Origin of the sequence: Streptomyces sp. NPDC001315 (genome assembly GCF_042896175.1) — a bacterium.
Taxonomy (GTDB): Bacteria; Actinomycetota; Actinomycetes; order Streptomycetales; family Streptomycetaceae; genus Streptomyces.
On sequence record NZ_JBIAWZ010000001.1, the window covers coordinates 296,514 to 322,629 of the forward strand.

Consider the following 26,116-nt stretch of genomic DNA (forward strand, 5'->3'; position numbering starts at 1 on the left):
CATAAAGATCCACAAGCACCCTTCTGGCCAGTTCGAATTGGGTCGGAGTGAGGCTGAGTACGTAGCTTTCGCCCGAACGCCTGAGGCGAACCCTCCGATACATGCGACCTCACCCCAGCGAGTTGAAGATGCTGTTGAACTCGTCCAACGACTGATGATAAGCGTGAACCATGTAGGAGTTTTGGACGATCGTCACGCCCCTGCCCCTTGAATCCACCCTACTCTCATCGCGTCTGGCAGTTGTTCCTGGCTTCCTCCGATCGACATGAGTCATGCCCAAGTCGCGCTGACCAGCCAGGTACCGACCCAATTCGTCTGTGTCGCCGCCGATTCCATTGATGGTGTGATCGGCCGCATCACTGGCCGAGTTGCAGGCCGTACACATGCGCTGGAGATTGTAGTCAACCCCATCGGCAATATCAGTCCCATGGCGATCCTGAATTGCCTCGTGCGCGGCATCGTCGAGTCCTCCGCAGTTGTGAACGAGGACCGGCGTCTGCCCCGCCAACACAAAGTACGTGTGCAGGTCACTGACGGTGAGGTTGTGGACCGTCGACTGCTGGGTCCAGCGCTGTACTGCGGTGATCTGGATGAGCGTGCCGGCCGACGTGCGGAGCCACTGGCCCGGCGTAAGGTCGGTTGCCTTAATCCAGTCACGTAGTTCAGGGACCCAGAAGGGATGGCCGTCGGTCGCGGTGACGGAGGCCGTCTTCGTGCCCTTGTCTCCGTCGGTGTCGATGGTGACCTTGACCAGGTGCTTGGTTCCCGTGCCCTTGATCTCCGCCGTGACCGTCTGGATCTCGGTCTTGCCAGTCTCTGGGTCGGTGGCGATCACGCGGTCGCCTATGTCGATGTCCTCGATGGACTTCTGACTTCCGTCGGCCATCAGGACTTTCGTCTTCGGGACGAAGCTGTTGCACTTCGCTCCGGCTTCGATTGCCGCTTCGGCGTCTTCCTCCGCGCGCTTCGCCCGCTTTTCGAACTTGAACCAGTCCTTTACAGCAGACTTGAGCTTGTCGGCGAGACCCCAGATCCGCTTGCCGAGTGCCGCTAGCTTTTTCCACTTGAGAGGGTTTCCGTACTTCGTCGCCAGCTTGCCGAGAACGCCCCCGGCGAAGCTAGTGACGATGTTGAACACCGTCGCTCCGCAGGCGCCCAAGTTGCCTGTCGTAAAGCAGTCCAGGGCGTCCTTGATGCCGAGCTCTTCCATCGCGATATCCGCGAGCTCCTTGGCCACGGACTTCATTTGCTGCTTTGCGGCGTCCGCATCCGCTTTCGCCACGTCCGCCTTGGCTTCTGCGGCCGTGTAGCCCGTGCCGATGCCCTTGCCGGGGTTGCCCCCGGGATCATCGGTGTAAGCGCCAGGGTGGGACTTCGGACCGCCGCCGCACTCGTTCCACCCGCCCACGCAGTTGGCGAGCCGCAGCCCCGTCGCGTCGACGAACGCGATCGGGTTGTTGTTGGCGTACGTGTAGCCGTTGATCTGCTGCGGGTCACTGAAGTCGATGATCGGGTCGACCGAGATGAACCGGCCGTTCTTCGCTTCGTACTCCCGCGCCCCGACATTGACCAGCCCGGTCGACTCGTCGACCGTCTTGCCCAGGAAGCCCTTGTCGTTGACCCAGGTCTTGCCGTCGTTGCCGCGTTCGTTGCCGTACGGGTCCATGCGGCGGCGCGTGAGTGCGCCAGTGGCCGCGTCAATCGCGATCTCTGCCGTGCCGTGCTGGTCGGCCGCCAGGAACTGGACCCCGCCGGCCGTACGCATCGCGACGGTGTTGTTGCCGAAGCTGTAGTACCGGGTAGCCGTGACCGCCTTCGTCGTCGGGTTCAGGCTCAGTTCCATGCCCGGCAGGTACAGCGTCTTCTCGCCGCCGACGTTGCGCAGCAGGCGCTGGCCCGAGGCGTCGTACACGTAGTCCGTCGTCTTGGCGCCGGTGACCTTGGTCAGCTTGTTCTGAGAGTTCCACGCCAGAGTCTGGGTGTCGCCGTTCAGAACCCGCTTGGTCGTGTTGCCCGCGCTGTCGTACGCGTACGTGTCCTGGGACTTGACCTCCGGGTTGCCCTGGTACGCCGGGGTGAGCGTCGTGACCTTGGTCAGGGCGTGCGGGCCACCGTCGCCGGCCTCGCCCGTCGTGCCGTCCTGGTCGGCGTCACCGTAGAGGTAGTCGCGGGTGACGTCCGGGGTGCCGGCCGATCCGAAGCCGTGAATCGTCTCCTTCTTGCGGTTGCCCGTCACATCGTCGAACGCGTACGAGCGCCAGTACGGGGCCGGTCCGCCGACAGCGGTCGTGGAAGGCGCCGCAGAGCACGCCGCGTTGGTCGTGCCCGTGCCGAGGGCGCTGTCCGGCGTCGTAGTGCTGGTCCACGCGTCTGTCATCCGGCGCTGCCAGTCGTACTGGAAGCACTGGGTGTCCGCCAGACCGCCGGTGGGGTTGTCGGTGATGGAGGTGACGTTGCCGACCTGGTCGTAGGTGTAGCGGGCGTCATAGACGGCTGTCGCGCCGTCATTGGTCTTGACGAAGGAGTGAGTCGCGCGGTCGGTGCCGCGTTCGTACTCGAAACCCAGCTCGGTCGTCTTGGCTCCGGCCGCCTTGCTGGTCAGGAGGAGGCGCTGCAACTGGCTCGTGGTGGAGTACTCCGCCTTGTCGACGTACGTGTAGTCGGTCGATCCGTAGACGCTACGCAGCTCCGTCTGCCGCTGCAGTCCGTCGTACTTGGGGAAGAGCTTCTCCGCGGACAGTCCGCCCGCCGCCGGGATGGACGACGTGAGGACGGATCCGTCGGTGTCGTACGTCGTCTTGTACTCGTAAGTGCCGCCCAGCTCCGGCTCGGCCGTCTTGGAGATCGAGTAGCGGGTGGTGAGAGGCTCGTAAGTGGAGCTGAGCTCCGTGACCAGCGCGGCCGCGTAAACAGCGCCGTTCACGTAGGTGTACGAGCCGTAGGACTCGCCCTTGGCCACCGTGTCGTACGTCTGCGCGGTCAGCTGCTTGCCCGTGGTCGGCTCGCCCTCCCACGTGGAGGTGACGCGTCCGAACTCGTCGTAGACGGTGGAGACTTTCTTGCCCTGGGTATCGGTCGCCGACGCCTGCTGGGTCGTCGCCGTCAGGCGGTCCAGGACGTCGTACTCGTACTGGGTGTAGCCGGCATCGGGGTCCTGAGCGGTGATCTTCCGGCCGCGCTTGTCGTAGCCGTAGGACCAGAGGTTTCCGTTGCCGTCCCTGACCGAGTCGAGCAGGCCGGCCTTGTTGTACGTGTAACGCGTGGACGTGTAGTCGGTGGACGTACCGACCGGCAGTGGCGCGCTGCCCTTGTACTGACGCACCTCGACTGTCTGATCACGGCCGTCGGTGATCGTCGTGGTCGGCGCCTGACCGTTCGGCGGGTCGGTGTGGACGCGGTCGCCGCCGTACGTGTACGTGGTCCGCCACTCCTCGTCGCCCGCCACCGCGAAGATGTCGGCGGTCTTGCGGCCCGCTCCGTCGTACTCGGTCAGGCTCTGAGCGTTGGTGTCGCCGTTCCTGACGGCGAAAGGCGTGCTGCTGGGCGCACCCGAGGTGTAGTAGTCGGTATTGCTCTTCACGACGCGCCCGAGGCCGTCGTAGAAGGTGTCCGCGACCATGCGACCGTTGTTCGGTCCTTCGGTCTGGATCTGGAAGGGACGCAGGCTGCCGTCGTACAGCGTGTACTCGGGGAGTCCGTACGTGCCGCCTACCTGGATCTTCTTCGTGGTCACGACGGACGGGCCGTCCTGGCGGACGTTGTACGCGTACTTGATGCTGGCCACCGAGGTCGCCTTCGACACATCGGGGAGCCAGACGTCGGTGAGCCGGCCCAGCCCGTCGTAGGCGAGGTCGGTCCGCTTGAGGTTGGCGTCCGTCTGCGCCGTGAGCGTGCCCCAGGCGGGGTTGTACTCCGTGACGGTCTGCCAGCCACGCTTGTTCGTCTCGACCTTCTTGGTGGCCAAGCCGTTGGTGTCCGTGTAGTCGATCGTCGTCGCGGTGCCCGCGGCGTCGACCACCTTCTTCGGCCGGCCGTAGGCGTCGAAGTCGGTCGTGGCGAGCTCGGTGACCGTCTCGTAGACCGGGGTGTCGGTGACAGTCAGCGAGGCGAGGCGCTGGACCTTGGTGGTGTCGCCCTTCGTCGGGCCGGTGCCGAGAGCCTGCCCGTCGTAGAAGGTCAGGTCGTCGGAGAGGGTCTCCTTGCCGTGGTTCGCGACATCGGAGCAGGTGGTCGCCGTCGTGTGCACCCGGTACGGGAACGCCAGCATGTTCTTGTCGACGTTGTCCGCGTAGTACGTGAGGGTGCACTGGTTGTCGGTGGCGTCACCGTCGACCCCGAAGTCGTCGACCTTGGTGACCCGGCCGGTCGCCGCGTCGTACGTGTTCGTGCTCTTCGTCACTCGCCACTTGGGGCTCTGGGCGGTGTAGCCCTCCAGCGCCGTGTAGCTGGTGGTCGTCTGCGGGCGCAGGTAACGGGACTCGTCCGTGCCCCAGTCCTGTTTGCGCGAGCCCGTGAGCTGGGTCCACGGAGTACTGATGCTCTTGGAGACGATCGCGTCCGCGCTGAAGGAGCCGTTGTACGTGGTCGTCTCCAGCTCGAAGCCGGAGAGGTGGTCGGCGTCCGTGTACGTGGTCCCGGCCGAGTCCGTGAGCGTCTCCGGCCGCTTTCCGCCCGTCGCCGTCGCGTCACCGTCGAGGCCGCGGAAGAACGTGTGCTCGGTACGAGTGTTGTCCGCCGCGACGACGCCCCCTTCCGAGCCTCGGACTCGGACCTTGGCGTAGCCGCGCCAGTCGGCCCACGTCAGGTACTTGGACTCGGTGATGCCGTCCGCGCGGGTCTTCCGCCAGCCGGCGTCGCCGATGTAGTCGTACGACGTGGTCATGTCGGGGGTGCCGCCGACCAGGTCGGTCTGGGTGACGGAGCTGACGACGTACTTGTGGAACCAGTCGGTGATCGGTTCGTCCAGGCCCGGCGGGTTCCACTTCACCGGGTAGCAGCGCTTGGTGGACTCGCCCTCCTTCGGCAGCGCGGAGGCCGAGCAGTCCGCGGCGGCGTAGTTGACGCTGAGCTGGCCGCCGGTCTCGTTCTGAACGCCGACCAGGCGGAAACGGTTCATCGCCTGGATGTTGTCGCCGGCGACGTCGACACGGTTGGGGAACTGGTTGCCCAGGAGCTCGATGTCCGGCATCGACGTCACCGTGCCGACCCGTCCCTCGTGGTCGATGTTCTGCAGCCACAGAGACTTCGAGCCGTCGCCGTTGTCGGTGAAGACGTGCGTCAGCTTCCAGTAGTCGACGTCGGAGTAGCCGGAGCCGGACCGGATCTGGGTCGTGATGGCGGACAGCTTCTTGCGCGTCCAGAAGGTCGGGGAGTTCTGGCCTTCGCACTTCGTGCCCGACGCGCAGTTCTGGTCCCACGGGACATCGGGCCAGCGGGTGGCGGTTGCGTCCGTCAGGTCGCCCGGCTCGCAGTCGGCGGCCGCGGCGAGGCAGCGCTCGTCGGTCGTGAAGACCACGCGGGCCGGTGCTGCGGTCGTGTAGACCTGGCTGTCGCGCTGGCCGTAGTCCACACGCTTGAGGTAGCCGCCGCGGACGTACGGCTTGCCGTTCTCCGTGTACTTGAGGTTCTGGCTGTAGTAGTTGGTCTCCTTGCCGTAGTAGTAGGACATCACGTTGCCGTGGGTGTCCTTCACGTACGACAGGTTCCAGCGCCAGGCCTGGTTGCAGGAAGAGGCGTCGAACGTCGACTGGTGGCAGGGCTCGTCCGTGTCGTCGCCGTAGACCGGGACGGTCCAGGTCGAGTCGGTGGTCGGGTCCGGGTCCGTCGTGCCGGTGGTCGCCGGGTCGTCCGCGCGCCAGCCGGGGAGGCGGTCCAGGCCGAAGTAGTACTCGGTGCCGTCGGTCGTCGTCAGACGCCAGTACTCGCCGTCGTTGTCGCCGTTGGTCGTGCCGGTGAGCTTCTCGACCTTCGAGTTGTCGTCGCTGCTGATCCGCCACTTGCCCGTGGCGTCGTCCTTGACGATCTCGCCCGACGTGCCGCCGGCCAGGGTGACCATGGCGTTGTCGAACGCCCAGCACTGGTCGCCGTTTGCCTTGTCCTGCCCGTCCTGGGCGCAGCCCTTGTAGCGGCGCTCGATGTAACCGGGCTCGTAGCCGAAGCCCTGGCCCACCCAGGAGCCCTGGGCGTTGGTGGCCGCCGTCTGGCCGTCGACGGACTGTGAGCTGTAGCCGAGGCTGACCGAGGGGGCCATACCGCCAGGTACCGGCGGAGTCCGCATCGGGTACGACCAGTTGAACGCGCCGGAGGAGTTGGAGACGCTCCACTCCGAGGAGGGCTGGAGGGAGGTGGCCGTGTAGTCGCCCTGGTCGCCGGAGCTGCCGGCGGTGGCCGCGAGGAGGGTGGCGCCGGTGCTGGTGGACGCCGTCCTCAGGAGCTGCGTGGTGACGCCGGTCTGGTCGGGCGCCGCGTCGACGGTGGTCGTCAGGGTCTGAGCCGCCAGCGAGTTGGTGGTCTTCAACTCACGGGGAGTGGAACACTCCTTCTTCTGCGGAGTGGTGAGCAGGCACTGCGGGTACTGCACGAAACGCAGACGGGAACCGTAGCTGCCGCCGTACGCGTCGGCGAAGCCCGAGTAGTCGAGCTGAACCTTCGCCTTGCCTGCCGTGTCCACGCCGTCGGTGCGGGCCACCTTCAGGAATACGCCGTCCACGCCCGCGGCGAGCGCCTTCTTGTGGTCGACGACCTCGAAGGCCAGTTCGTCCGGTCCGGAAGCGGTGGGGGCGGCCGCCTTCAGAGGCAGGCCCTTGACTTTCGCGAGCTTGGCGGAGACCGCCGTCTCCGCGCGGCCCGGCTTCGGCCAGGTCACCTTCGCCGGGTCGGTGACCACGGCGGAGTCGACCGGGTTCTTCTTCGGTTTCTCGGCCTTCGCGTTCGTGCCGCGTGCCGGACCGCGGTCCTGCTGGAGTTCGGGCAGGTCAGGGTTCTTGGCCTCAGCTTGGGGGGCGTACTGCGGCAGCAGGCCGATGGCGACGGCGATGCCGACGACGGCCGCCGCTCTGCGCCGTGCGGTGCGGTTCCACAGCGCCGGACGGGCGCGGAACCACGAAGGCGTGGACATGGTTCTCCCATGGGGGAAGGAAGTGGACGAGGCCTGGCGAGAGGGGCGGCGGAACACGTGGATCCGCCGCCTCGACCGTTGTCCTGCTAGGTGGCGTCACCGACACCTGCGGCGATCCGCACGGCTCGGTATTGATCGACGACGCCTTGGTAGGCACTGACCTCGTCAAGCGCGCCGGAGAAGTACTCACTGCCCGTGGCGCCGGTCAGGGACCGGCCCACCTGGATGCTGACGCCGGAAAAGTCCCAGGTGTTCGGCCACAGGGTCTCGATGCCGCTCAGCTGGCCGTTGACGTACAGCTTCACCTCGCCGAAGACGGCGTCGTAGGCCAACGTCAGGTGGTCACCCGAGTTCTCCGTGTTCGGCGACGGCATCGACGGCGGGCCGGCCGGGGTCACCGTCGTCGCGTCGGCGGAGTCCCGGTCCGTCAGGGCCAGCTGATAGCGCTTGGTGGCCTGCGAGTAACGCACCACAGCCGCTTGGCCGTTCACCCCGGCCAGGGAGAACACCGTCTGGTCCTTCCCCGGGTCGGCCGAGGCCAACCGAGCCCGCGCCGCGACGGCGAAGCTTCCCTGCGCCGCGAACAGCCCCGAATTTCGCTCGGCGTAGCCGCTCGTGCCGTCGAGCTGGAGGTGTCCGTCGCCCCACAGCGGTGCGGCGGGGACGGTCGTGCAGGTCGGGTCCAACTCGTCGCAGACGGTGTCCTGCACCTTGTAGATGGAGGCCCCCGTGGACAGCGCGAGTCCTTCCCCGCCGTCCGCCTCGGGCGAGACCCCGTCCACCGCCTCGTCGAGCGGCCAGTATCCGACCTGGTCCGGATCGGACTCGCTCGCCGCCGCCAGCTCCTCCTGGGACAGCAGACGGTCGTAGACCTGCACTGCGGACAGTGACCCCTTGAGGTGATTCGTGTAGCCCGCCAGCGCGAGTGACCGGCCCATCTGGAGCCCACCTGTGGCGCTCCACGACGTACGGCGCTGCACCGGCGCGGCCGCGGCCTTGCCGCCCTTGTACAGGGTCATGGTGTGCTGGTCGGCGTCATAGACGGCGGCCAGGTTCACCCAGAGGTTGGCGACCGCCTTCGTGTCGTCCAGCACCCGCCACTCACCGAGTGAGTCCATGCCGGAGCCCGGGAAGCTGAACTCCCACTTCTGGGTCGTCCCGTCGTACCCGAGTGTGAAACCGGGCTCCGCCGTGCCGTCCTGGCTGACCAACGTCATGTCGCGGGTGGCCAGCTCGGGCAGGTAGGCCCAGACCGAGACCGAGAAGGACTTGGCCGTGTCCACCACCGGCGTCGTAGTGGACAGGTGGGCGTCCTGCGATCCGTTGAAGGAGGTCGCGACCTTGTCCTTCATGTCGCCCAGATTCGTGACGCCGAAGGTGACCCCGGCGCCCTTCGCGGCCGACGGATCGCCCGCTCGTCCCGCCGCGGCTGTGGCGGTCGCGGGATCGTCCAGCTTCCACGCGGCCGCAGGTGCACGGCCGTTGGCCACTACGAAGCTGTATCCGCCCGGGCTCTCGGCGGACTTGCCTGCCGCGTCGACCGCCGTGACCGTGAGCGTGTGCGAGCCCGACCTGGTCGGCGGCCACCGCAGGGTGGCCGGTCGCCCCGTACCCGACTGCGCGGGCACGGTCCCGTTGGTGCCGTCCTGGAACTCGTAGCGGTAGGACACGACATCGGTCGACGTCGACGTGAAGGTGAACGTCCCGTAGTCGCCGACCCCGGCGTGCGGAGCGTCGTCGTCCGGGTAATCCGTCGAGGTCACCGTCGGGGCTGCGGGCTTCGTCTTGTCGTAGACGAACTCGCATGCCTGCGGGGGAGCGCTGCTCCAGGCGCCCCATCCCTGGCCGTCGCTGCCCCGCACCTGCCAGGCGTAGACGACGTTTTCCAGCAGCGTGTAGGTCACGGGCTTCGTTGGAGTCCCTGTGAGGCTGGCCTTCGAGGAGAACTTCGCCATGCCGGTCTGGCTGTTCGCCGGATCGGAGTACGTGCTCTTGGGGTCCGTGACGAACGACGGCACCTGAATCCACTTGCCGGTCGCGGCATCGAGCCGCGACAGGAGGAATTCGGCGCGCAGCGTCTCAGCCTTCCCCGCCACGTCGTTGTGGTCGTAGTCCCGGATGACCGCCGTCATCGTCGGCGGAGTGTCCACGTACGGACGCGCCGACCCGGTGACGCACTTGCCGCCGGGCGAGATACTCATCTCGGCCTTCGAGGGCTGCGGGGGAAGTCGGTTGTACGTCACTTCGAGCTGACCGTTGCCGCAGAAGCGGTTCCAGTAGGCGTAGCTCGACTCGTCGGAGGACGCCAGCCGGAACGTGGTCGTCGCCCAACTGCTGTCCGCGGCCTGCTGCACCGCGGACTTCACGTCGAAGCGGAGATTCTGGTTGGTCGACGTGCAGGACCCCGCCCTGGCCGTCGTCGACGCGCTGGTGATCGTCTTCTTGACCGAGGGCTGGTTGTCCCAGTTAGTCGCGGAGTTGATGGCGGCCGCGCCGGTGCTGTTGACCCGGGACAGGACGACCGAGCGCGCGGTGCCGTTGTAGGCGTTCGCGAGGGTGATCGCGAAGTCCGCCTCGATGATGTCCTTGCCTGCGAGCGTCCCGGTCGGGATCGCGTAGAACTGGCGCTTCCTGTCGTCACTACTCGCGCACAGCGCGGAGACGTCGGCAGGGCAGCGGCCCACGCCCTCGTGGTCCGAGAACTTCCAGAACTCCGCGGTGGAGTAGTACGACGAGACCATCGTCCAGCCGGAGCGCGTGTAGGTCTTGGTCACCGGGTCGATGTACAGCGGATAGGTCGCCGACTTCAGCAGCTTCTTGTCGGGGGTGAGTACCATCGCGCCCTTGCGGAAGCCCAGCTGCACCGGGGAGACCCGGGAGCCTTCTCCCGGCCCTTCCCTGAGGTCCTCTCCACGGCCCCGGGCCGGGTCGGTCTTGTCCCCGCGCGCGCTCGGGCTGCTCTGCGCACCGGAGGCCCCCGCCGAGTCCCACATCTGAGGCTGCGCCGCCTCGAACACGGGCCCGTCCGATCCCTTGTCCACAGCGACGAGGCCGCCGCCCGACTGGGTCTGAACCTCCACCCCCCGGGTCGTGACGGGCAGGTCGATCTCGGCCAGCCGCGGGTTCTCCGCCGCTTCCGGTGTCTTGACCACAAGGAGGTGGGAGAAGCCGTCGGCGTCGGCGGTGACGGTCAGGTCCACCCCGGGGAGCACGTCGGCGTACGTGGCCGTGCTGCCCTCGACCTTCGGCTTGGGCAGTGCGCCCGGCCCGGGCCAACTGAGGGACATCTGTTTGCCGGCCCGGTCCAGGGTCGCGAACGGTCCCTCACCGCCGTTGGAGATCGCCATGTCGGCGGTCGACGCCTTGGGGGTCCAGGACCCGTTGGGCGACTGGACGAGCGTGGTGTCGAGGGGCGCCCACTTGCCGTTCTTGAATACGCGTACGGGCTGGACGTACTCCCGGAGCGTGAAGGTGCCGTCGGGGTTGGCCAGCGTCTCGCTGCGCTCGGTGCGCAGGTTGACGGCCTCCACCTGCTTTCCGGCCTCGGCGGCCTCCGCCTGGGCCGCTTCCTCGGAGAGAGCCTTGCCGTCGCTGGTCGCCTCCCCCTCGGAGGCGGCGACCGCTTCCTTGACGGATGTCGGCCCGCTCGCGGGCACACCCACCAGTCCTGCCGTGAACACCGCACCCGCCGTCACGGTCACGACCACCCCGCGCGCCAGACTCCGGCGCCGCTTGAGAGCGACCACCCTTGAACTCCCCACCCTTTGTCTTCTCATTGGTTCGCTGCTCCGGGCCTTCGCCGCGTCAGCGGACGACCGCGCCGAAGGCTGCCGCCCCCGCCGGAATTCCGCCCTCACCGGGCTTCCACGTCTGCGTCGGCGCGCTGCCCGAGGCCGCGTTCCACGGGAATCCGTGGACCGCGCGCCCCTCGGCCGGCCCGTAGGGAACGCCCACGTACAGCAGCGACGGACTGGCGCCGAGGCTGATGCCCGCGTACGTCCGGGGCGTCGGCCCGGAGGGAATACCGCTGCCGGGCTCGATCCACGAGTCGGCGGCCCCGGGCGCTCCCAGCAGCGAGAAGAGCTGAACGCCGCCCGCCTCCGGGGCCTCCGTCGTCGACTCCTCGCCCGGCACGCCCACGGCGAGGCGCATCGTGGCCGCCGTGCTCACCACGTTGGTGCTGGTGTTCACCGCCGCGAGCCGCTGACCGAAGTAGTCACCGGCCTCGGCGTCGCCGTCGACTCCGTCCGTGTTCTGGTCGATCCAGTTGAGGAAGGTGACCGTGCCGTCGGCCGCGACCTGGTAGGTCTCCACCGCTCCGGCGTCGGCCGTCGTACTCAGATCCTCGCCCGGCGCGCCCACCGCGAGGATCGCGTCGGTGATGGTGGCCGCTCCCGACGGACGGTAGGGGGCCAGCGCAAGGGAGGTGCCGTACTGGTCGTCCGTCTCGGCGGTGATGTCATTCGACACCGTACGGTTCTGCCCCATGCCGAAGAGGGGGTCGGGGATCCCGTCCGTGTTGATCGACGGCCGGAAGCCCTGGAGGCCACCGGACTGGCTGACCGTGCCGATGCTCTCGCCGGGAGCACCGACCACGAAGAACCGGTCCGTGGCGGCGATCGAGGCTCCGAAGCGGTCGTACGGCTCCTCGTCCTCCCAGACCCCGACACTGCCCTGGGACACGTTCACCGCCGTGTAGGAGGTCCCGTATACGTAGCCGAGCAGGCCCATGTCCGTGCCCGCGGCCCCGTCCTCGCCCGGCACGCCGATCGCCAGATAGGGCACACCGGTTGTCGAGGTGCCGGCCCCCACCGCGTAGCCGAGCCAGTCGTCGGTCTCGGGTCCGCCGCCCAGGGGCTCGGTCTCGCCCTGGATGAAGCCCCTGCTGGGGAATTCCGACCCAACCGCGGTCGACGAGCCGTAGATGACCTGGACGTAGCCCGCGTCCTTTACGGTGCCGACGTCCTCGTACGGGATACCGACAGCCAGGTCACTGCAGCCGTCCTTGTTCGCGTCGTACACCGCCAGCGAGAAACCGAACCGGTCCCCGGCCTCGGGGCCGTCGGCGACATTCACCGTGTCCTGGGAAATCTCGACGACTCCCTTCCCGCCACCCAGCACGATATGGACCAGGCCGGCACGTTCCTTGCCCGCCACGGTGGCGTCGGGATCGGCGATGACGGTGTCGCGGACCCCGTCACCGTTGAAGTCGGACGGTGTGCCGGCCGTGCAGGCGACGGCCGCCACCGCCTGGCTGCCTCCGGTCCCAAGTCCCAGCCCGAGCAGCGCCATTGCAAGCGCTCCGACGGCACCGCGCCGCCATGCCCTCTTCACCGGTGGGTTCCCCTCCCTGTTTGTCTTCGCTTGCACATCGATCCGTTTTAGTCATGTCCCTGACACGGCTAAAAAGCCTTTAGCCCGCTTTCCCCGCCCTTTGCACAGCGACCCCTACATAAAGAGAAGCCAAAGAAATTCAAGTGATCATCCCTTTACGTGGCGTGCACATGCAACACCCACCTCGCACTCCGAGCGTGACAAAAATCACAGGATTCGCACAGTTTCCCCCTGAGCGCCTTGGTTCGTGGCGCCCGCCACACCCCCCGCAGTCGGCCGCGCCAGGGCCCGTATGCTCGCCAAACGAAGCCAGGCACCGGAAGGCGGAGAAGTGAACTACAGGGTCCAGCCCAGCGCCCAGGTCGACGAGAGCGCCGAGATCGGCGCCGGGAGCAGCGTCTGGGACCTCGCGCAGATCCGTGAGGGCGCCCGCCTCGGCGAGGGCTGCGTGATCGGCCGTGGCGCGTACGTCGGCTCGGGCGTGCGCATGGGCGACAACTGCAAGCTGCAGAACTACGCGCTCGTCTACGAGCCGGCCGAGCTCGGCGACGGTGTCTTCATCGGTCCGGCCGTGGTCCTCACCAACGACCACAACCCGCGCTCCGTCGACCCCGAGGGCAAGCAGAAGCGCGGCGGCGACTGGGAGGCCGTGGGCGTGAAGATCGCCGACGGTGCCTCGATCGGCGCCCGGTCGGTCTGCGTCGCGCCGGTCCGTATCGGCCGCTGGGCCATGGTCGCGGCCGGCGCCGTCGTCACCAAGGACGTGCCGGACTTCGCCCTGGTCGTCGGTGTTCCCGCGCGACAGGTCGGCTGGGTCGGCAGGGCCGGTGTCAGGCTGGTCGAGCGGGCCGGAGAGGACGGCGTCTGGGAATGCCCTCAGTCGGGTGCTCTGTACGAGGACAAGAACGGCGTTCTCGTCGAGCGACAGGGCTGACGGCAGCCGCAGCCGCGTGCTGGGGCAGTATGCGGCCTTCGATAGGGTGATCGCGCCGCGCCGTATCTCCGTACCCATGCCCGTGAGGACGCACTCGTCGCACGGGCGCGCGGCGTGCAGGTGAAAGGGCGAAGGGGATCCCAGATGAACAGCCACGTGCTCTATCTCGCGCTCGGCACATACCGAGTACGGGCGGCGCGCGAGCAGGTGAGTGAGCTCGCGTCCTCAGGATCCCGGGTCTCCTTGGTGGCGTTGGATGCTCCCGAGTGGCACGAGACTCTGGAGGAGCTCGACCGGACGGACGGCGTGGAGATCATCCGCGTCGCCCCGGACAAGGACGGCAGCGCGTGGGCCTCCGCCAAGAAGCTGGTCGGCGACAAGTCCGGGCCGTTCGCCCAGGCGAACACCCTCATAGCCGGTGACGCCCAGGCGTTGCCCGTCGCCTGGATAGCCAAGCGCCGCCGGCCCGACCTCGACCTGCGGCTGGAGCCGCACGGCACCGAGCGCGCCGTGGAGCCCGCTGACCTGGCCGTCCTCACGCCCTGGTATCCCTCCCCGAACAACCCCTACGCCGGGGCCTTCGTGCAGGCGGCCACGCAAGCCGTGGCCGGGCACTTCGACCGCGTCTCCGTCTTCCACACCGAGGACTGGTCCGGCCCGGCGTCCGCGGCCCTCACCGACGCGATCCGGGTCACCACCGAGCGCCTCCAGGAGCGGGCCGCCCTCGGCCACGTCCTGGAGTCCCCCGAGGGCACCGTCGTCCGCGTCCCCGTACCGCTCGTCCGACGCAAGAGCTACGTCCCCTGGGTCGAGGCCCAGGTCAAGGCGCTCCGCAGCGCCCTGCCCACCGGCCGGATCGAGGCCCCGGTCGTCCACGCCCACACCGGCATCTACGGCGGTGTGCTGGCGCTGCGGCTCGCCCGCCCGGACGCGCGTGTCGTGGTGACCGAACACTCCACCTTCCTGGACAAGGTGTTCTCCCAGGCCAATGCGGAGCAGCTCTACGGCGAGGTGCTGGAGCGCGCGGACGCCGTCATGTGCGTCGGCTCCGCGCTGCGCGAGCAGATCGTCCGGCGCTTCCCGCAGCACGCGGACAAAATCGGCGTCGTACCGAACGCGGTCTCCCTGGACCGTTTCGTACTCGGCCCCGCTCCCTCCCCGGAGCTGCTGCGCTGGCTGTACGTGGGCCGTCTCCTCAAGCACAAGGGCGTCCACGAACTGCTGGAGGCCTTCGCGATCGTCGCCGCCGAGGAGCCCCGCGCGACACTCACCCTGGTGGGACACGGCTCGTCCGAGGAGAAGTTGCGTGAGCGTGCCGCGGAGCTCGGTCTCGGCGACCGCTTCCGCATCCTCCCGCCGGTCGCCCCGGAAGCCGTCGGCCCGCTGATGCACGAGCACGACCTGCTGGTGCACGCCAGCAAGCTCGAGACGTTCGGGATGACCATCGTCGAGGCGATCGCCTCCGGGCTGCCCGTGCTCGTCACCCGGTGCGGCGGCCCCGAGGAGACGATGGCCGGCATCGAGACCCTGGCCGGCGGCCTCATGGACGTCAGCGACGATCCCCAGGTCATCGTGGACGCGTACTGGCGCCTGCGTGCCGGTGCCGGTGAACTCGACCTCGCGCGGGCCCGGAAGGCACTCGAGGCGCGGATGGGCTACGAGGCCGTGTCCAAGCAGCTCATCGAGGTGTACGAAGGCGCCCTGGCGCCCGTCCCGCAGGCTCCCGAGGCCCAGACCGAGGACGCCGGGGCCGAGCAGCGGGCCGACGCGTCGGTCGACGGCGATCCGGCCTCCGCGTCGGGCGAACCTCTCGGGCGTGCGGTCGTCCTCGCGTTGACGCCCCCGAAGCCGCGCCGCATCGTCGACTTCGCCAACCACCTGGCCGCCAAGGGCGTCGAGGTGACCGTCGTCACCGCCCATTCGCCGAAGCCGTGGGGACGGCTGAACCTGGACCCGAGCGTGTCCGTGTTGAGCATCGAAGACGCCGAGAAGAAGTTGCGCATCCCCCGCGCCGAACGCTTCCTCGTCTACCGGGCACCCCGGGCGGTGCTGCGCCGGGCGCGGCGGATCGCCGCGAAGAACCGCGAGGCGATCGGACCCGAGCTGGCCGTCGCGACCATGCAGCGAGCCCACACCAAGGTCGCCAACGCCTTCCACAAGAAGGTCTTCAACCGCGGCTACAAGGAGGTCAGGCCGCAGCTGCTCGCCCGTATCGCCAAGCGGCGGGTCCTCCCGGAGCTGAGCCTGGACCTTGTGGATCACGTGTTCGTCAGCGACATCAACTCCACCGTGACGGGCTGGAAGTGGGCCAAGTCGCACCCGCACCTGAAGGTCACCACGCGCCTGGACCGCAGCGTGTACGACACGAAGTGACGTAACGGGCAAGGGCCCTGACGAAGACGTCGGGGCCCGCGCGGCCCTGACAGACGTGAGGCACTGCGAAACGCCCGGCTGGGAAACCCCAGCCAGGCGTCTGTCCTCAACTGCTTGCCGTGCCCCGGTCAGTCGGCCGCGGGACGCGACACGATCTCCCGCAGGCGCTGCTCGAACGGGATCAGCGTCGCCTCACGCGTGTACGTGTCCGCGTGCCGCCGCGCCACCGCTCGCTGGTCCGGCGTCAGATCCCGCGCGGCCTTTCCCGCGGCCACCATCGACGCGGCGAGTTCCTCCACGTCCAGGCTGTCGGCGTTGAACCACAGCGGGTACCCCTCGAGCACGTCCTCCGCAGCGATGCCGGGCTGGTGCACGGACACGATCGGGTGGCCGAAGGCCATGTACTCGAAGATCTTGCCGGACGTGACGTACTTGCCGCCGCCCGCGAGGAAGACCAGGACGTCCGCCTCTTCGTAGACCTTGCCGACCTCGGTCTTGGAGACGGGGCCGCAGTAACGCAGGCCGGTGTCCTCGACGTCATCGGGGCGCGGGCCGTCATCGAGACCGAGGCGGGCCTTGAGCGCTCCGGGGCTCTCCTTGAAGAACCCGAGATGCCCATGGATCTGCAGTTCGGCGTCCGCCAGGTCCGGGTGGCGCCGAGCGATCTTGAAGGCCTCGGCCATCTCCTCCACCGGCTGCTTCACCGTGAGGGTGCCCAGGTAGGCGAACTTCAGTGGGGCGGGCCGCTCCTCGCCGGTCTCCTCAGGTTCGTCGGGGGCCGCCTCCACGACCTTCTCGACGACTTCGGGCAGCACATCCGCGTCCCAGCCGTTGGGCACGACCATCATTCGGTCGGCCACCTCCGGGTACCGCTCGGCGTGCCAGCCGCGCAACGCCTCGTTGACGAAGACGGCTGCCGACGCCTTGTCGAGCATGCGCTTCTCCCACGCCCAGGCTATGTGTTCCTCGGGGAAGGCCGGCGCGTCGTGGAAGAGGTCGAGCGTCCACGAGTCGCGGTAGTCCATGACGTACGGGACACCTGTGAGCTTGTGGAACAGCCAGGCGGCACCGAAGGACGCGAACGGGTTACCGGTGGCGACCACCACGTCGAAGCGCTTCTTGGTGTGCAACTTCAGGGCCCGGGAGACAGACGCCCGCGCCCAGGACGAGTAGCGCTCCGGGAACAGCTTCGTCTGGCTGAACTCATGGACCCGCTTGGCCACCAACGGGAAGCTACGGCGCAGCCAGCTGTACTCACGCAGGTCGTGCTGCCAGGCGTACTGGTTCAACGACGGGCGCTCGACCCTGATCCGGGGGTCGACGGTCTTCGACAGCTCCTCGTCGACGGAGCCGATCCTGTCGTGGAGGAAGTCGAGCGGGGCGGCACAGACAGTGACGTCCCAGCCCTTCTCCACCAGATGGTTGGCCGTGGCCCGGGCACGGTAGACGCCGCTCGCCCGCGACGGCGGGAAGTAGAACGCCAGGTAGAGCACACGGGGGCGCCGTTCGCTACGGTTCTTCATCGGTCTTCCTCGGTTGGTCAGCGAGCGGCTGAGGGCTGCGGAGACACAGCGACGGGTGACGGTACGACGGAGTCGACGCTGTAGCAGACGCGCGGAGTTCCCAGGCTGTCGGAGTTCCAGGACTCCATCAGTTCCACCGCGCGCTGCACCGACAGGGCGTCGGCGACTACGACGAGCTCGGGGCCGCCGTCAGGACCGAAGCACCGCCGGATCATGCGGGCTCCGGCGGTGGGCCACATCCTGCGGTGCAGCGGCATGAAGACCCGCCGGTGCACTCGGCCGGCCACGCCCTTCTCGTACGCGTTGAGGGCCTTCTTCGTCTTGGCGCGCAGTCGGCCGCGGCCGAGAGCGCCGGCGACGCGGCGCGGGCCCTGGTAGAGCACGGCGCGCTCCAGTCGGCGCGGCAGATGCCGGGCCTCCAGCTCGGCGGGCGTGATCAGTTCGACGCCCGGAGCGAAGGTCTCGGCCGCCCAGCGCTTCTTGTCGGCGACCAGGACGACGGCGCGGCCGCCCGCCGCGGCGACGGCCGCGGATTCATCGACCACGGCCCGCTTCCGCGCGGCGCCGAGGGCCAGGAACAGTACCTGCATGTCACTCCATCACAGGGAGTCGGGGAACCAGAGTCGGTAGTGCGCCCGGGCCACGGCCTCATAGCCGTAGTCGGCGTCCAACTTCGCCTGGGTGCGCTGGAGGTCCAGCTCACCGGCGAGGAAGCGAACGCGCAGACGCCGGTAGCCGTCGCTGATCGACTCGGGGTTCTCTTCCACAGGGACGAGCTCGCCCGCGGCGTCCTCGATGCCGGCGAGGATCTTCTCGGGTCCGCCGCAGCGGGTGACGAGCAGCGGCAGACCGGCGGCGGCGGCCTCGACGACCGTCATGCCGAACGTCTCGTACCGGCTGGCGTGCACCAGCAGGTCGTGCTCGCGCATCAGTTCCAGCGCCTGCTCGTGCGGGATGGAGCCGACCAGCGTGACCGCGTCCTCCAGCCCGAGTTCGGCGACGAGTTCGGCGACCGGCCGACGGCTCTCGCCGTCACCGGTGAGTGTGAGCGTGAGGGAGGGGTCCTCGGCGTGGCACTGGGCGAACGCCTCGACCAGCAGGGGGACGCGCTTGCGCTCCGTCAGGCTGCCGACATAGAGCCACTTGGTGAGGTCCTTCACCGGCTCGGGGCGCGGCTCGCTGAAGGAGATGGGGTTCGGGATGCGTCCGATCTTGTCGACGCGGTGCGGGAACCGGTCCTTGAGGATCTCGGTGATCGTGTCGCCCACGACGAGGAAGCGGGTGACGCCCTCCAGGAGCTCGTCGTACCGTTCGACGGCTTCGGGGTCCTCCAGAACGCTCTCCAGGTACGACGCGTGCTCGGTGACGAAGACCTTGGCGTCAGGCCGGGCGTTCTTCAAAGCGGCCCAGCCGCTGGGGAGGCCCACGTGGGCGTGGACGACGTCCGCGGGGATGGGCTTCCCGTCGAGCAGATTGCGCAGCTGGCGCTCATGGTTGAGCGCCTGCGTGGCCCAGCTCTGACCGCGGGGCGTGGTGACGGGGAACTGGACGAGTCCGGCGCCGCCGACGGTGGGCACACGGTGCACGGCTCCGGTCATCAGCTTGGCGTTGGCCGCCTCGACGGCCTTCGTCGCCGCCTCGTCCATGGGAGCCACCCACGGGTCACAGTGGTACACGGTGAGGTTGTCGCAGCCAGGCGCCGTCGCCGCCACCATGGCCTTGACGAACGACCCCCGGAAAGGCAACTCCCGTGTCGGATACCACGGCGTCACCACAGCCACATCACGGGATGCCGCCTGATTCATGTGACTTCCTTATGAGATTGCACAGTGATGCGCCACTTTATCAATGACCTTGTCCTGCGCCGGTGCCCGGACTGGTCCGGGCACCGGCCCTCACGAACGGCGGTCCGGGCTGGTCAGCCGTCGTTCCGGACGAAGCTCCGCCGTTCCGCGAGAATGCGAACGACGTTCTGCGCGGCCCGGCCGTCACCGTACGGAGTGCCCTTGTCGGCGGTCGGCGCGGTACGGGTGACCGTGGCGGTCCACTCGTCGGCCGACAGCGTGTGCGGGTCGGGTACGAGGACGTTCCAGCCGGTTTCGACGGTCTCGACCCACTCCGTCTCGGGACGGATCGTGGTCGTGACGCGCTCCAGCAGGAACGCCTCCTTCTGGAGACCGCCGGAGTCGGTGACGACGCCCGAAGAGGCCAGCACGGCGGCGACCAGACCCGCGTAGGGCAGCGGGCGGCCGACGTGGACCGAGCCCTTCGCCAGCTCGATGCCGTGTTCCTTGGCACGGGCGACCAGGCGCGGGTGGGCCAGCAAGGCGACCGGCAGCGGCAGCGCGGCCAGTGAGTCGATGATCGCGGCAAGCCGCTCGGGGGTGTCGGTGTTGTCCGGCCGGTGGATCGTGGCCAGCAGGAACGGCTTCTCCGGGTCGATGCCTTCGGGCAGTACCGGCGCCGTGTGCTCACCCCTGAGCACGGCGTCCCGGATGCGCAGGCAGATGTCGACCATGACGTCGCCCGCCAGCACCGCGCGCTCCTTCAGGCCCTCGTCGGCGAGGTGCCGCATGGCCTCCTCGGTCGGGGCGAGCAGCACGTCGGCGCAGTGGTCGGTGAGGACCCGGTTGTGTTCCTCCGGCATACGGCGGTTGAAGGAGCGCAGGCCCGCTTCCAGGTGCGCGACCGGCAGGTGCATCTTCACGGCGGAAAGCGCACCGGCGATCGTGGAGTTGGTGTCGCCGTAGACGAGGACCCAGTCGGGCTTCTCCCGCTCCAGGACCGGGTCGAGGGCGGCCAGCACGGTTCCCGTCTGCACGCCGTGGCTACCGGAGCCCACTCCGAGGTGAACGTCCGGGTCGGGGATGCCGAGCCCCTGGAAGAAGACATCGGAGAGGTCGGCGTCATAGTGCTGCCCGGTGTGCACAATGAAATGTTCGTGCTCCGTCCCGGAGAAAGCGGCCGCGATGGGCGCCAGCTTCACCAATTGCGGACGGGCACCGACGATGCTGATGACTTTCACTGCGCACTCTTCTTCTGGTCAAGTCGGCGGAGGATAAGCGGAATCATATGACTGGTGACGGCCGGGACCGTTGCCCGGCCGTCCGGCTCCGACGGGTGAGTCAGGCGCCGGACGGACGGGCGAAGCCCTGTTGGCTTCAGTGGCTGTGAGGCGCTGCTCCTCAGCCGCCGATGACAACCCGCCGAACGCCCTTCCAGGCCTCCGGGTCCGTCGTACGGCGGCCGTCGACCAGCACCGTGACGTCCGGCAGGTCCGCCGGGGTCAGCGTCCGGTACTCGGCGTGGTCGGCCTGGAGGATCGCCGCGGTGACCTTCTCACCGGCGTGCGGGGTCAGACCGTGCGCCGCGAGCTCCTCGTCCGTGTACATCGGGTCCGAGACGAACGGGACGGCCCCGCGCGCCTTCAGCGCCTCGACGGTCGGGAAGACGCCCGAGAACGCCGTCTCCTTGACGCCACCGCGGTAGGCCGCGCCCAGCACGAGCACGTTCGCCCCGGTCAGGTCGCCGTACGCGGCCGCCAGCAGGTCGACGGCGTACTCCGGCATCGCGGCGTTCGCCTCGCGGGCGGAGCGGACGACGGTCGCGGACGGGTCGTTCCACAGGTACATCCGCGGGTAGATCGGGATGCAGTGGCCGCCGACGGCGATGCCCGGCTGGTGGATGTGGCTGTACGGCTGGGAGTTGCAGGCCTCGATGACCTTCTTGACGTCGATGCCGTTGCTGTCGGCGAACCGCGCGAACTGGTTGGCCAGGCCGATGTTGACGTCGCGGTAGGTGGTCTCGGCGAGCTTGGCGAGCTCGGAGGCCTCGGCGGTGCCCAGGTCCCAGACGCCGTTCGGCTGGGGCAGGTCGGCGCGCTCGTCGAAGTCGAGGACCTGCTCGTAGAACTCCACGCCACGGGCCGTCGACGCCTCGTCGATGCCGCCGACCAGCTTGGGGTAGCGGCGCAGGTCGGCGAAGACGCGGCCGGTGAGGACCCGCTCCGGGGAGAAGACCAGGTGGAAGTCCTCGCCCGGGGTCAGGCCCGAGCCCTCGGCCAGCATCGGCGCCCAGCGGGTACGGGTGGTGCCGACCGGCAGGGTGGTCTCGTAGGAGACGAGCGTGCCCGGCTTGAGGCCCTGGGCGATCGCCTTCGTGGCGGAGTCCATCCAGCCGAAGTCCGGGGTGCCCTCCGCGTCGACGAACAGCGGGACGACCACGACGACGGCCTCGGACTGCGCGACCGCGTCCGCGGTGTCCGTCGTCGCGCTCAGCAGCCCGGCGTCGACGGCCTGCTTGAGCTTGACGTCCAGCTCGTGCTCACCGGGGAACGGCTCGGTCCCGGCGTTGACCAGCTCGACGACCTTCTCGTTGACGTCCGCGCCGATGACCCGGTGGCCCTTGGCGGCGAACTGCACCGCCAGCGGAAGCCCGATCTTGCCGAGCGCTACTACACAGATGTTCATGAACGGTCGTTACTTCCTCTTGGAGCCGGGGCGGGACTTCAGACGCCGGGCGAGCGCCGACTTCACCCGGGACAGCAGTGGCTTCTTCGGCGGATACATCTGGGCCGTGTCGATCACCACACGCCCCTTGGGGTTCACCACGGCCGACACCCGGTACGGGTCCTCGTAGGAACCCCACCGGCACGCCAGCGGCATGGGCTTGCCCTTGCCCTTCACAGGGATCTCGTACGTCGACCCGGCGACGTCCAGGTACACCCGGACGCCCCGCTTGACGGTGCGCTGCTCCAGCGGCACGCGCGCGTGCAGCACGGTCGCGGCGCCGTCGTCGGCGAGCTCCCGGGTGAAGGTGCCCTCCGGCTGCGGCAGGCTGTGGCTGGCCGGCAGTCTGCGTGCCCCGGGTTTGTCCGCCGACTTGGGCATGGCGCCCTCGATCAGCCGCAGGACGGCGCTGTCCACGTCACCGAGGACGGGCACCCGCAGAGAGGCCGTGTAGGTGATCCCCTCCCCCTCCTGCTCCCACGCGGAGGCAAGCAGTCGGGTGCCGTTGGCCAGCCGCCCGGGGACCGCCTCGCCCACGAGTTCGTAGACCCGGTCGGGCACGTCGATCAGCGGGCTGCGGAACCCGGCGTAACGCGCGTAGGCACGGTCGCCCTCGACGACGAACGGAGGTGCTCCGTTCTCCTTCTCGGAGGTGATCGCCTCGCACAGTTCGTCCACCGCGCCGGCCCGCGCCAGGGCGATGCGCACCCGGCGCTTGACGTCCATGGCGTCGCGGATGCCGTCGGTGAAGTAGGCGTCGGCGAGCCTCGCGATACCCGCGCAGATGTCCTTCTGCAGGGCGCGGTCCAGGGCCGGGAAGTCGTCCTGGACGAGCTTGGCCAGTTCCCAGGTGAAGTGCCGGCGCAGTACGGCGTCGCGCTCCGGGCCCGCCTCGATGAGACCGGCCGTGAAGTCCATGATCTCCGCCGTGCACCGCAGCCGCGCCAGATGGTCGGCGCGGTAGGTGATGTTGCTGGCGTCGCCCCGCTTCACCGCGTAGTAGCAGGTGTAGTCGGCCACCACCGAGATCTTCCGCGCGCGCACGCACGCCTCGATGGTGAACGGCTGGTCGCTGCCCACGGGCAGGTCCTCGGGGAAGCGCAGCTTGTGCGCCTCGACCAGGTCGCGCCGGAACAGCTTGGTGTTGGCGAGGGTCCACGGCAGGGCGGAGTCGGTGAGGCTGATGTCCGGGTTGCTCTCCTTGTAGAGAGCCTGGTGGACGTACCGGCCGTTCGTGCCGACCATCTTGCCGACGACGACGTCCGAGCCGTGCTCGTCGGCGCAGGCCACCATCCGCTCCAGCGCTTCCTCGCCGAGGTAGTCGTCGGAGCCGATGAAGTAGACGTAGCGGCCCGTGGCGATGTCCAGCGCCCGGTTGCTGGGCGCGGCCGGACCGCCGGAGTTCGCCTGGTGGATCACCTTGACGGTGTCCGGGTACCGCTCCGCGAAGCGGTCGAGTTCGGCGCCGCTGTCGTCGGTGGAGCCGTCGTCGACCGCGACGATCTCCAGCTTGTCGCGGCCGATGCTCTGCCCGATCAGGGAGTTAAGGCACTCCGTCAGGTAGGGCATCGTGTTGTAGACGGCGACGACCACGCTGACATCAGGCGCGGTGCTCATATTCCGGCTCCTGGTCTCCAACAGCCGTCGAACGGCCGGGCGATGAGGGGGAGGACTCGCAGAAGGGTGGAACGCTCGGGCGCGGAGCACCGCCGGCGATGCTCCGCCGACGCCTGGTTCTCAGCTGCCATGACTGGCCAGGTCCTCCGAAAGAAGCGAAATGCTGCGGTTGTCCAACGCCGACTCGAGCACCGCCGCCGCCACCTCCACCGTCCGCATGCCCTGCCGCAGGGTGCAGATGTCGGCGGGCTTGCCGAGGACGGCGTCCCGGAACAACTCGTGTTCGACGAGGAGCGGTTCGCGCTTCTGGATGGCGTAACGGATCATGTCACCTTCGGAGACACCCCGGAAGGCCTGGAGGGCCTCCCACTCCGTCGCGACCGCCGAGTTGGAGTGGAACGTCAGGTCGGCGGTGAGGGTGTCGGCGATGAAGCAGCCGCGCTCGCCGGTGACCGAGGTGAAGCGCTCCTTGAGCGGGCTCAGCCAGTTGACCAGGTGGTTGACCATGGTGCCGTCGTCGAGGCGGCCGACCGCGGAGACCATGTCCTCGTGCTCGCGGCCGCTCTTGGAGACGGTGTGCGCGGCGATGGAGACGTACTCGCGCCCGGTCACCCAGCCGGTGAGGTCGATGTCGTGGGTGGCGAGGTCCTTGACGACACCGACGTCGGCTATGCGGTGCGGGAAGGGGCCCTGGCGGCGGGTGACGACCTGGTAGACGTCACCGAGTTCACCGGCCTCCAGCCGGGCGCGCAACGAGCGCAGCGCCGGGTTGCACCGCTCGATGTGGCCGACGCCGGCCACCAGGCCGCGCGACTCGAACGCCTCGACGAGACGACGGGCACCCTCGACGGTGTCGGCGACCGGCTTCTCCACCAGCGCGCAGACACCGGCCTCGGCGAGCTGCATGCCGACCTGCTCGTGCAGGGCCGTGGGGCAGGCCACGACGGCGTAGTCGACGCCCAGGCCGATGAGTTCGTCGACGGTGTCGAGGACCGGCGCGCCCTGGGCGGCACCGAACTTGTCGCCCATCGGGTCGACGACGCCGACGAACTCGACGCCCTCCAGGCCGGCCAGGACGCGGGCGTGGTGACGCCCCATGGAACCGAGGCCGACGAGTCCGGCCCGCAGCGCTTTCCCGGTGCTCACAGCTGCTCCCCCAGCGCGTTCACGGCGGACACGATGCGCTCCAGGTCCCCCGCGGACAGGCCCGGGTGGACGGGCAGCGACACGACCTCGGCGGCCGCCCGCTCCGTCTCGGGCAGGTCCCAGGTGCGGCCGGCCTTCTGGTCCGGCTCCCAGTACGGCTTCAGACGGTGGATCGGCGTCGGGTAGTACACGGCGTTGCCGATGCCGGCCTCGGTCAGGCTCGCCATGGCGGCGTCACGGTCGCCCCGGACGCGCACGGTGTACTGGTGGAAGACGTGGCGGGCGCCCTCGGCGACGGACGGCGTGATCACGCCGGGCGCGCTGATGTGCTCCGTCAGGTACGCGGCGTTGGCGATGCGCTGCTCGGTCCAGCCGTCGAGCTTGGCGAGCTGCACCCGGCCGATGGCCGCGGAGACGTCCGTCATACGGACGTTGGCGCCGACGATCTCGTTGGCGTACCGCTGCTCCATGCCCTGGTTGCGCAGCAGGCGCAGGGTGCGGGCGATCTCCGCGTCGGCGGTGGTGACCATGCCGCCTTCGAGGCTGTGCATGTTCTTGGTGGGGTAGAAGCTGAACGTTCCGGCGCTGCCGAAGGCACCGACCGGCGTCCCGTGCAGCGCGGCCGCGTGCGCCTGGCAGGCGTCCTCGACGACGGCCAGTCCGTGCCGCTCCGCGATGGCCATGATCCGGTCCATGGCGGCGGGGTGGCCGTAGAGGTGGACCGGCATGACCGCGGCGGTGCGCGGCGTGATGGCCGCCTCGACGGCCGCCGGGTCCAGGCAGAAGCTGTCGGGCTCGATGTCGGCGAAGACCACGTCGGCACCGACGAGCCGCACCGCGTTGGCGGAGGCGGCGAAGGAGAACGACGGCACGATGACCTCGTCGCCCGGACCGATGCCGAGAGCGAGGAGCGTCAGATGCAGTGCGGAGGTACCGGAGTTGACCGCGACGCAGTGACGGCGGCTCACCACTTCCGAGAACTCCGTCTCGAAGGCGGCCACCTCGGGGCCCTGTACGACCCGGCCACTGCGCAGCACGCGCACCGCGGCCTCGATCTCCTCCTCGTCGATCACAGGTCGGGCGGCCGGTATCAACTCATGGGTGTCGGTCATCGACATCCCCCTCCTCATCAGCGACCTCTGGGGCGCACCACTTTGTGCACGGGTCGGGAAGGGACGGTGTCGAGCGTGGCACGTCCGCATCCCTGGAAGCCCGCCGGTGCCTTGCAGCGGCGAACGGTTCCCGCGAGGTCCTTCCCCTGGAGGTTCCCCGCGTGGTCTACGGCCCGCATGTCACCAGCTGCCGAGTCCACCGGTCACGTTATCAGCAGAGGTGCAAATCTTTTCCTCAGGGTTACGACAGTGAAACCCAGGGTTGGGGTGCTATGCATCACAAGCTCTACGCAGAGTGATACCACCTACAACAACCTGCGACAGACGGCGGAAGCGGGGGGGCCCCCCCCCCCCCCGGGCCCCCCCCCCCCCCCCCCCGCCGGGGGGAGGGCCCACCGCGGCGCCCCGCCGCCGGGGCCCGGCCGGGGGGCGCCCCCCCCCGCGGGGTGGGG

General features: G+C 68.8%; 13 protein-coding genes. 2 read left to right on the forward strand and 11 right to left on the reverse strand.

The window, feature by feature from the left end:
- Window positions 1-109: 109 nt before the first annotated feature.
- From ACFY16_RS01345 to ACFY16_RS01355, 3 genes are all read right to left on the reverse strand, one after another.
- Window positions 110-7,117: a polymorphic toxin-type HINT domain-containing protein gene (locus ACFY16_RS01345; protein ID WP_390645010.1), complete on the reverse strand. Its 7,008-nt coding sequence runs from the start codon at window positions 7,115-7,117 to the stop codon at window positions 110-112.
- Between the two features lie 86 nt (window positions 7,118-7,203).
- Window positions 7,204-10,863, reverse strand: coding sequence for a LamG-like jellyroll fold domain-containing protein (locus tag ACFY16_RS01350; RefSeq protein ID WP_390645011.1), 3,660 nt, complete (start codon window positions 10,861-10,863; stop codon window positions 7,204-7,206).
- Between the two features lie 58 nt (window positions 10,864-10,921).
- The gene (locus ACFY16_RS01355) at window positions 10,922-12,409 is read right to left on the reverse strand and encodes a VCBS repeat-containing protein (RefSeq protein ID WP_390645012.1); all 1,488 of its coding nucleotides are present in this window, start codon (window positions 12,407-12,409) and stop codon (window positions 10,922-10,924) included.
- Window positions 12,410-12,782: 373 nt separating this feature from the next.
- Between ACFY16_RS01355 and ACFY16_RS01360 the strand changes: the two genes are divergently transcribed.
- Together ACFY16_RS01360 and ACFY16_RS01365 are read left to right on the forward strand one after the other, a co-directional pair.
- Window positions 12,783-13,385, forward strand: a complete 603-nt coding sequence (locus ACFY16_RS01360) for an acyltransferase (protein WP_390645013.1) — start codon at window positions 12,783-12,785, stop codon at window positions 13,383-13,385.
- Window positions 13,386-13,529: 144 nt separating this feature from the next.
- A complete protein-coding gene (locus ACFY16_RS01365; protein WP_390645014.1) occupies window positions 13,530-15,758 on the forward strand; it encodes a glycosyltransferase family 4 protein in 2,229 nt (742 codons plus the stop codon).
- 128 nt (window positions 15,759-15,886) lie between these two features.
- On the opposite strand, the gene ACFY16_RS01370 is transcribed toward ACFY16_RS01365, so the two are convergent.
- The 8 genes from ACFY16_RS01370 to ACFY16_RS01405 all read right to left on the reverse strand — a co-directional run bounded on the left by ACFY16_RS01370 (window position 15,887) and on the right by ACFY16_RS01405 (window position 25,664).
- A complete protein-coding gene (locus ACFY16_RS01370) occupies window positions 15,887-17,281 on the reverse strand; it encodes a glycosyltransferase (protein ID WP_390645015.1) in 1,395 nt (464 codons plus the stop codon).
- Window positions 17,282-17,298: 17 nt separating this feature from the next.
- Window positions 17,299-17,871: a hypothetical protein gene (locus ACFY16_RS01375; RefSeq protein ID WP_390645016.1), complete on the reverse strand. Its 573-nt coding sequence runs from the start codon at window positions 17,869-17,871 to the stop codon at window positions 17,299-17,301.
- Between the two features lie 9 nt (window positions 17,872-17,880).
- Window positions 17,881-19,086, reverse strand: coding sequence for a glycosyltransferase (locus ACFY16_RS01380; protein WP_390645017.1), 1,206 nt, complete (start codon window positions 19,084-19,086; stop codon window positions 17,881-17,883).
- Window positions 19,087-19,199: 113 nt separating this feature from the next.
- On the reverse strand, window positions 19,200-20,306 hold the full coding sequence (gene wecB, locus ACFY16_RS01385; protein WP_390645018.1) for a non-hydrolyzing UDP-N-acetylglucosamine 2-epimerase: 1,107 nt from the start codon (window positions 20,304-20,306) through the stop codon (window positions 19,200-19,202).
- A 160-nt stretch (window positions 20,307-20,466) separates the two neighbouring features.
- Window positions 20,467-21,750 (reverse strand): nucleotide sugar dehydrogenase, encoded by a 1,284-nt coding sequence (locus tag ACFY16_RS01390; RefSeq protein WP_390645019.1) that lies wholly within the window; start codon window positions 21,748-21,750, stop codon window positions 20,467-20,469.
- A 9-nt stretch (window positions 21,751-21,759) separates the two neighbouring features.
- Window positions 21,760-23,406 (reverse strand): glycosyltransferase family 2 protein, encoded by a 1,647-nt coding sequence (locus ACFY16_RS01395; protein WP_390645020.1) that lies wholly within the window; start codon window positions 23,404-23,406, stop codon window positions 21,760-21,762.
- A gap of 120 nt (window positions 23,407-23,526) precedes the next feature.
- Entirely contained in the window at window positions 23,527-24,552 is a 1,026-nt protein-coding gene (locus ACFY16_RS01400) for a Gfo/Idh/MocA family protein (RefSeq protein ID WP_390645021.1), read from the reverse strand.
- Window positions 24,549-25,664: a DegT/DnrJ/EryC1/StrS family aminotransferase gene (locus ACFY16_RS01405; RefSeq protein WP_390645022.1), complete on the reverse strand. Its 1,116-nt coding sequence runs from the start codon at window positions 25,662-25,664 to the stop codon at window positions 24,549-24,551. The genes ACFY16_RS01400 and ACFY16_RS01405 overlap by 4 nt, the downstream gene beginning before the upstream one ends.
- Window positions 25,665-26,116 lie beyond the last annotated feature (452 nt).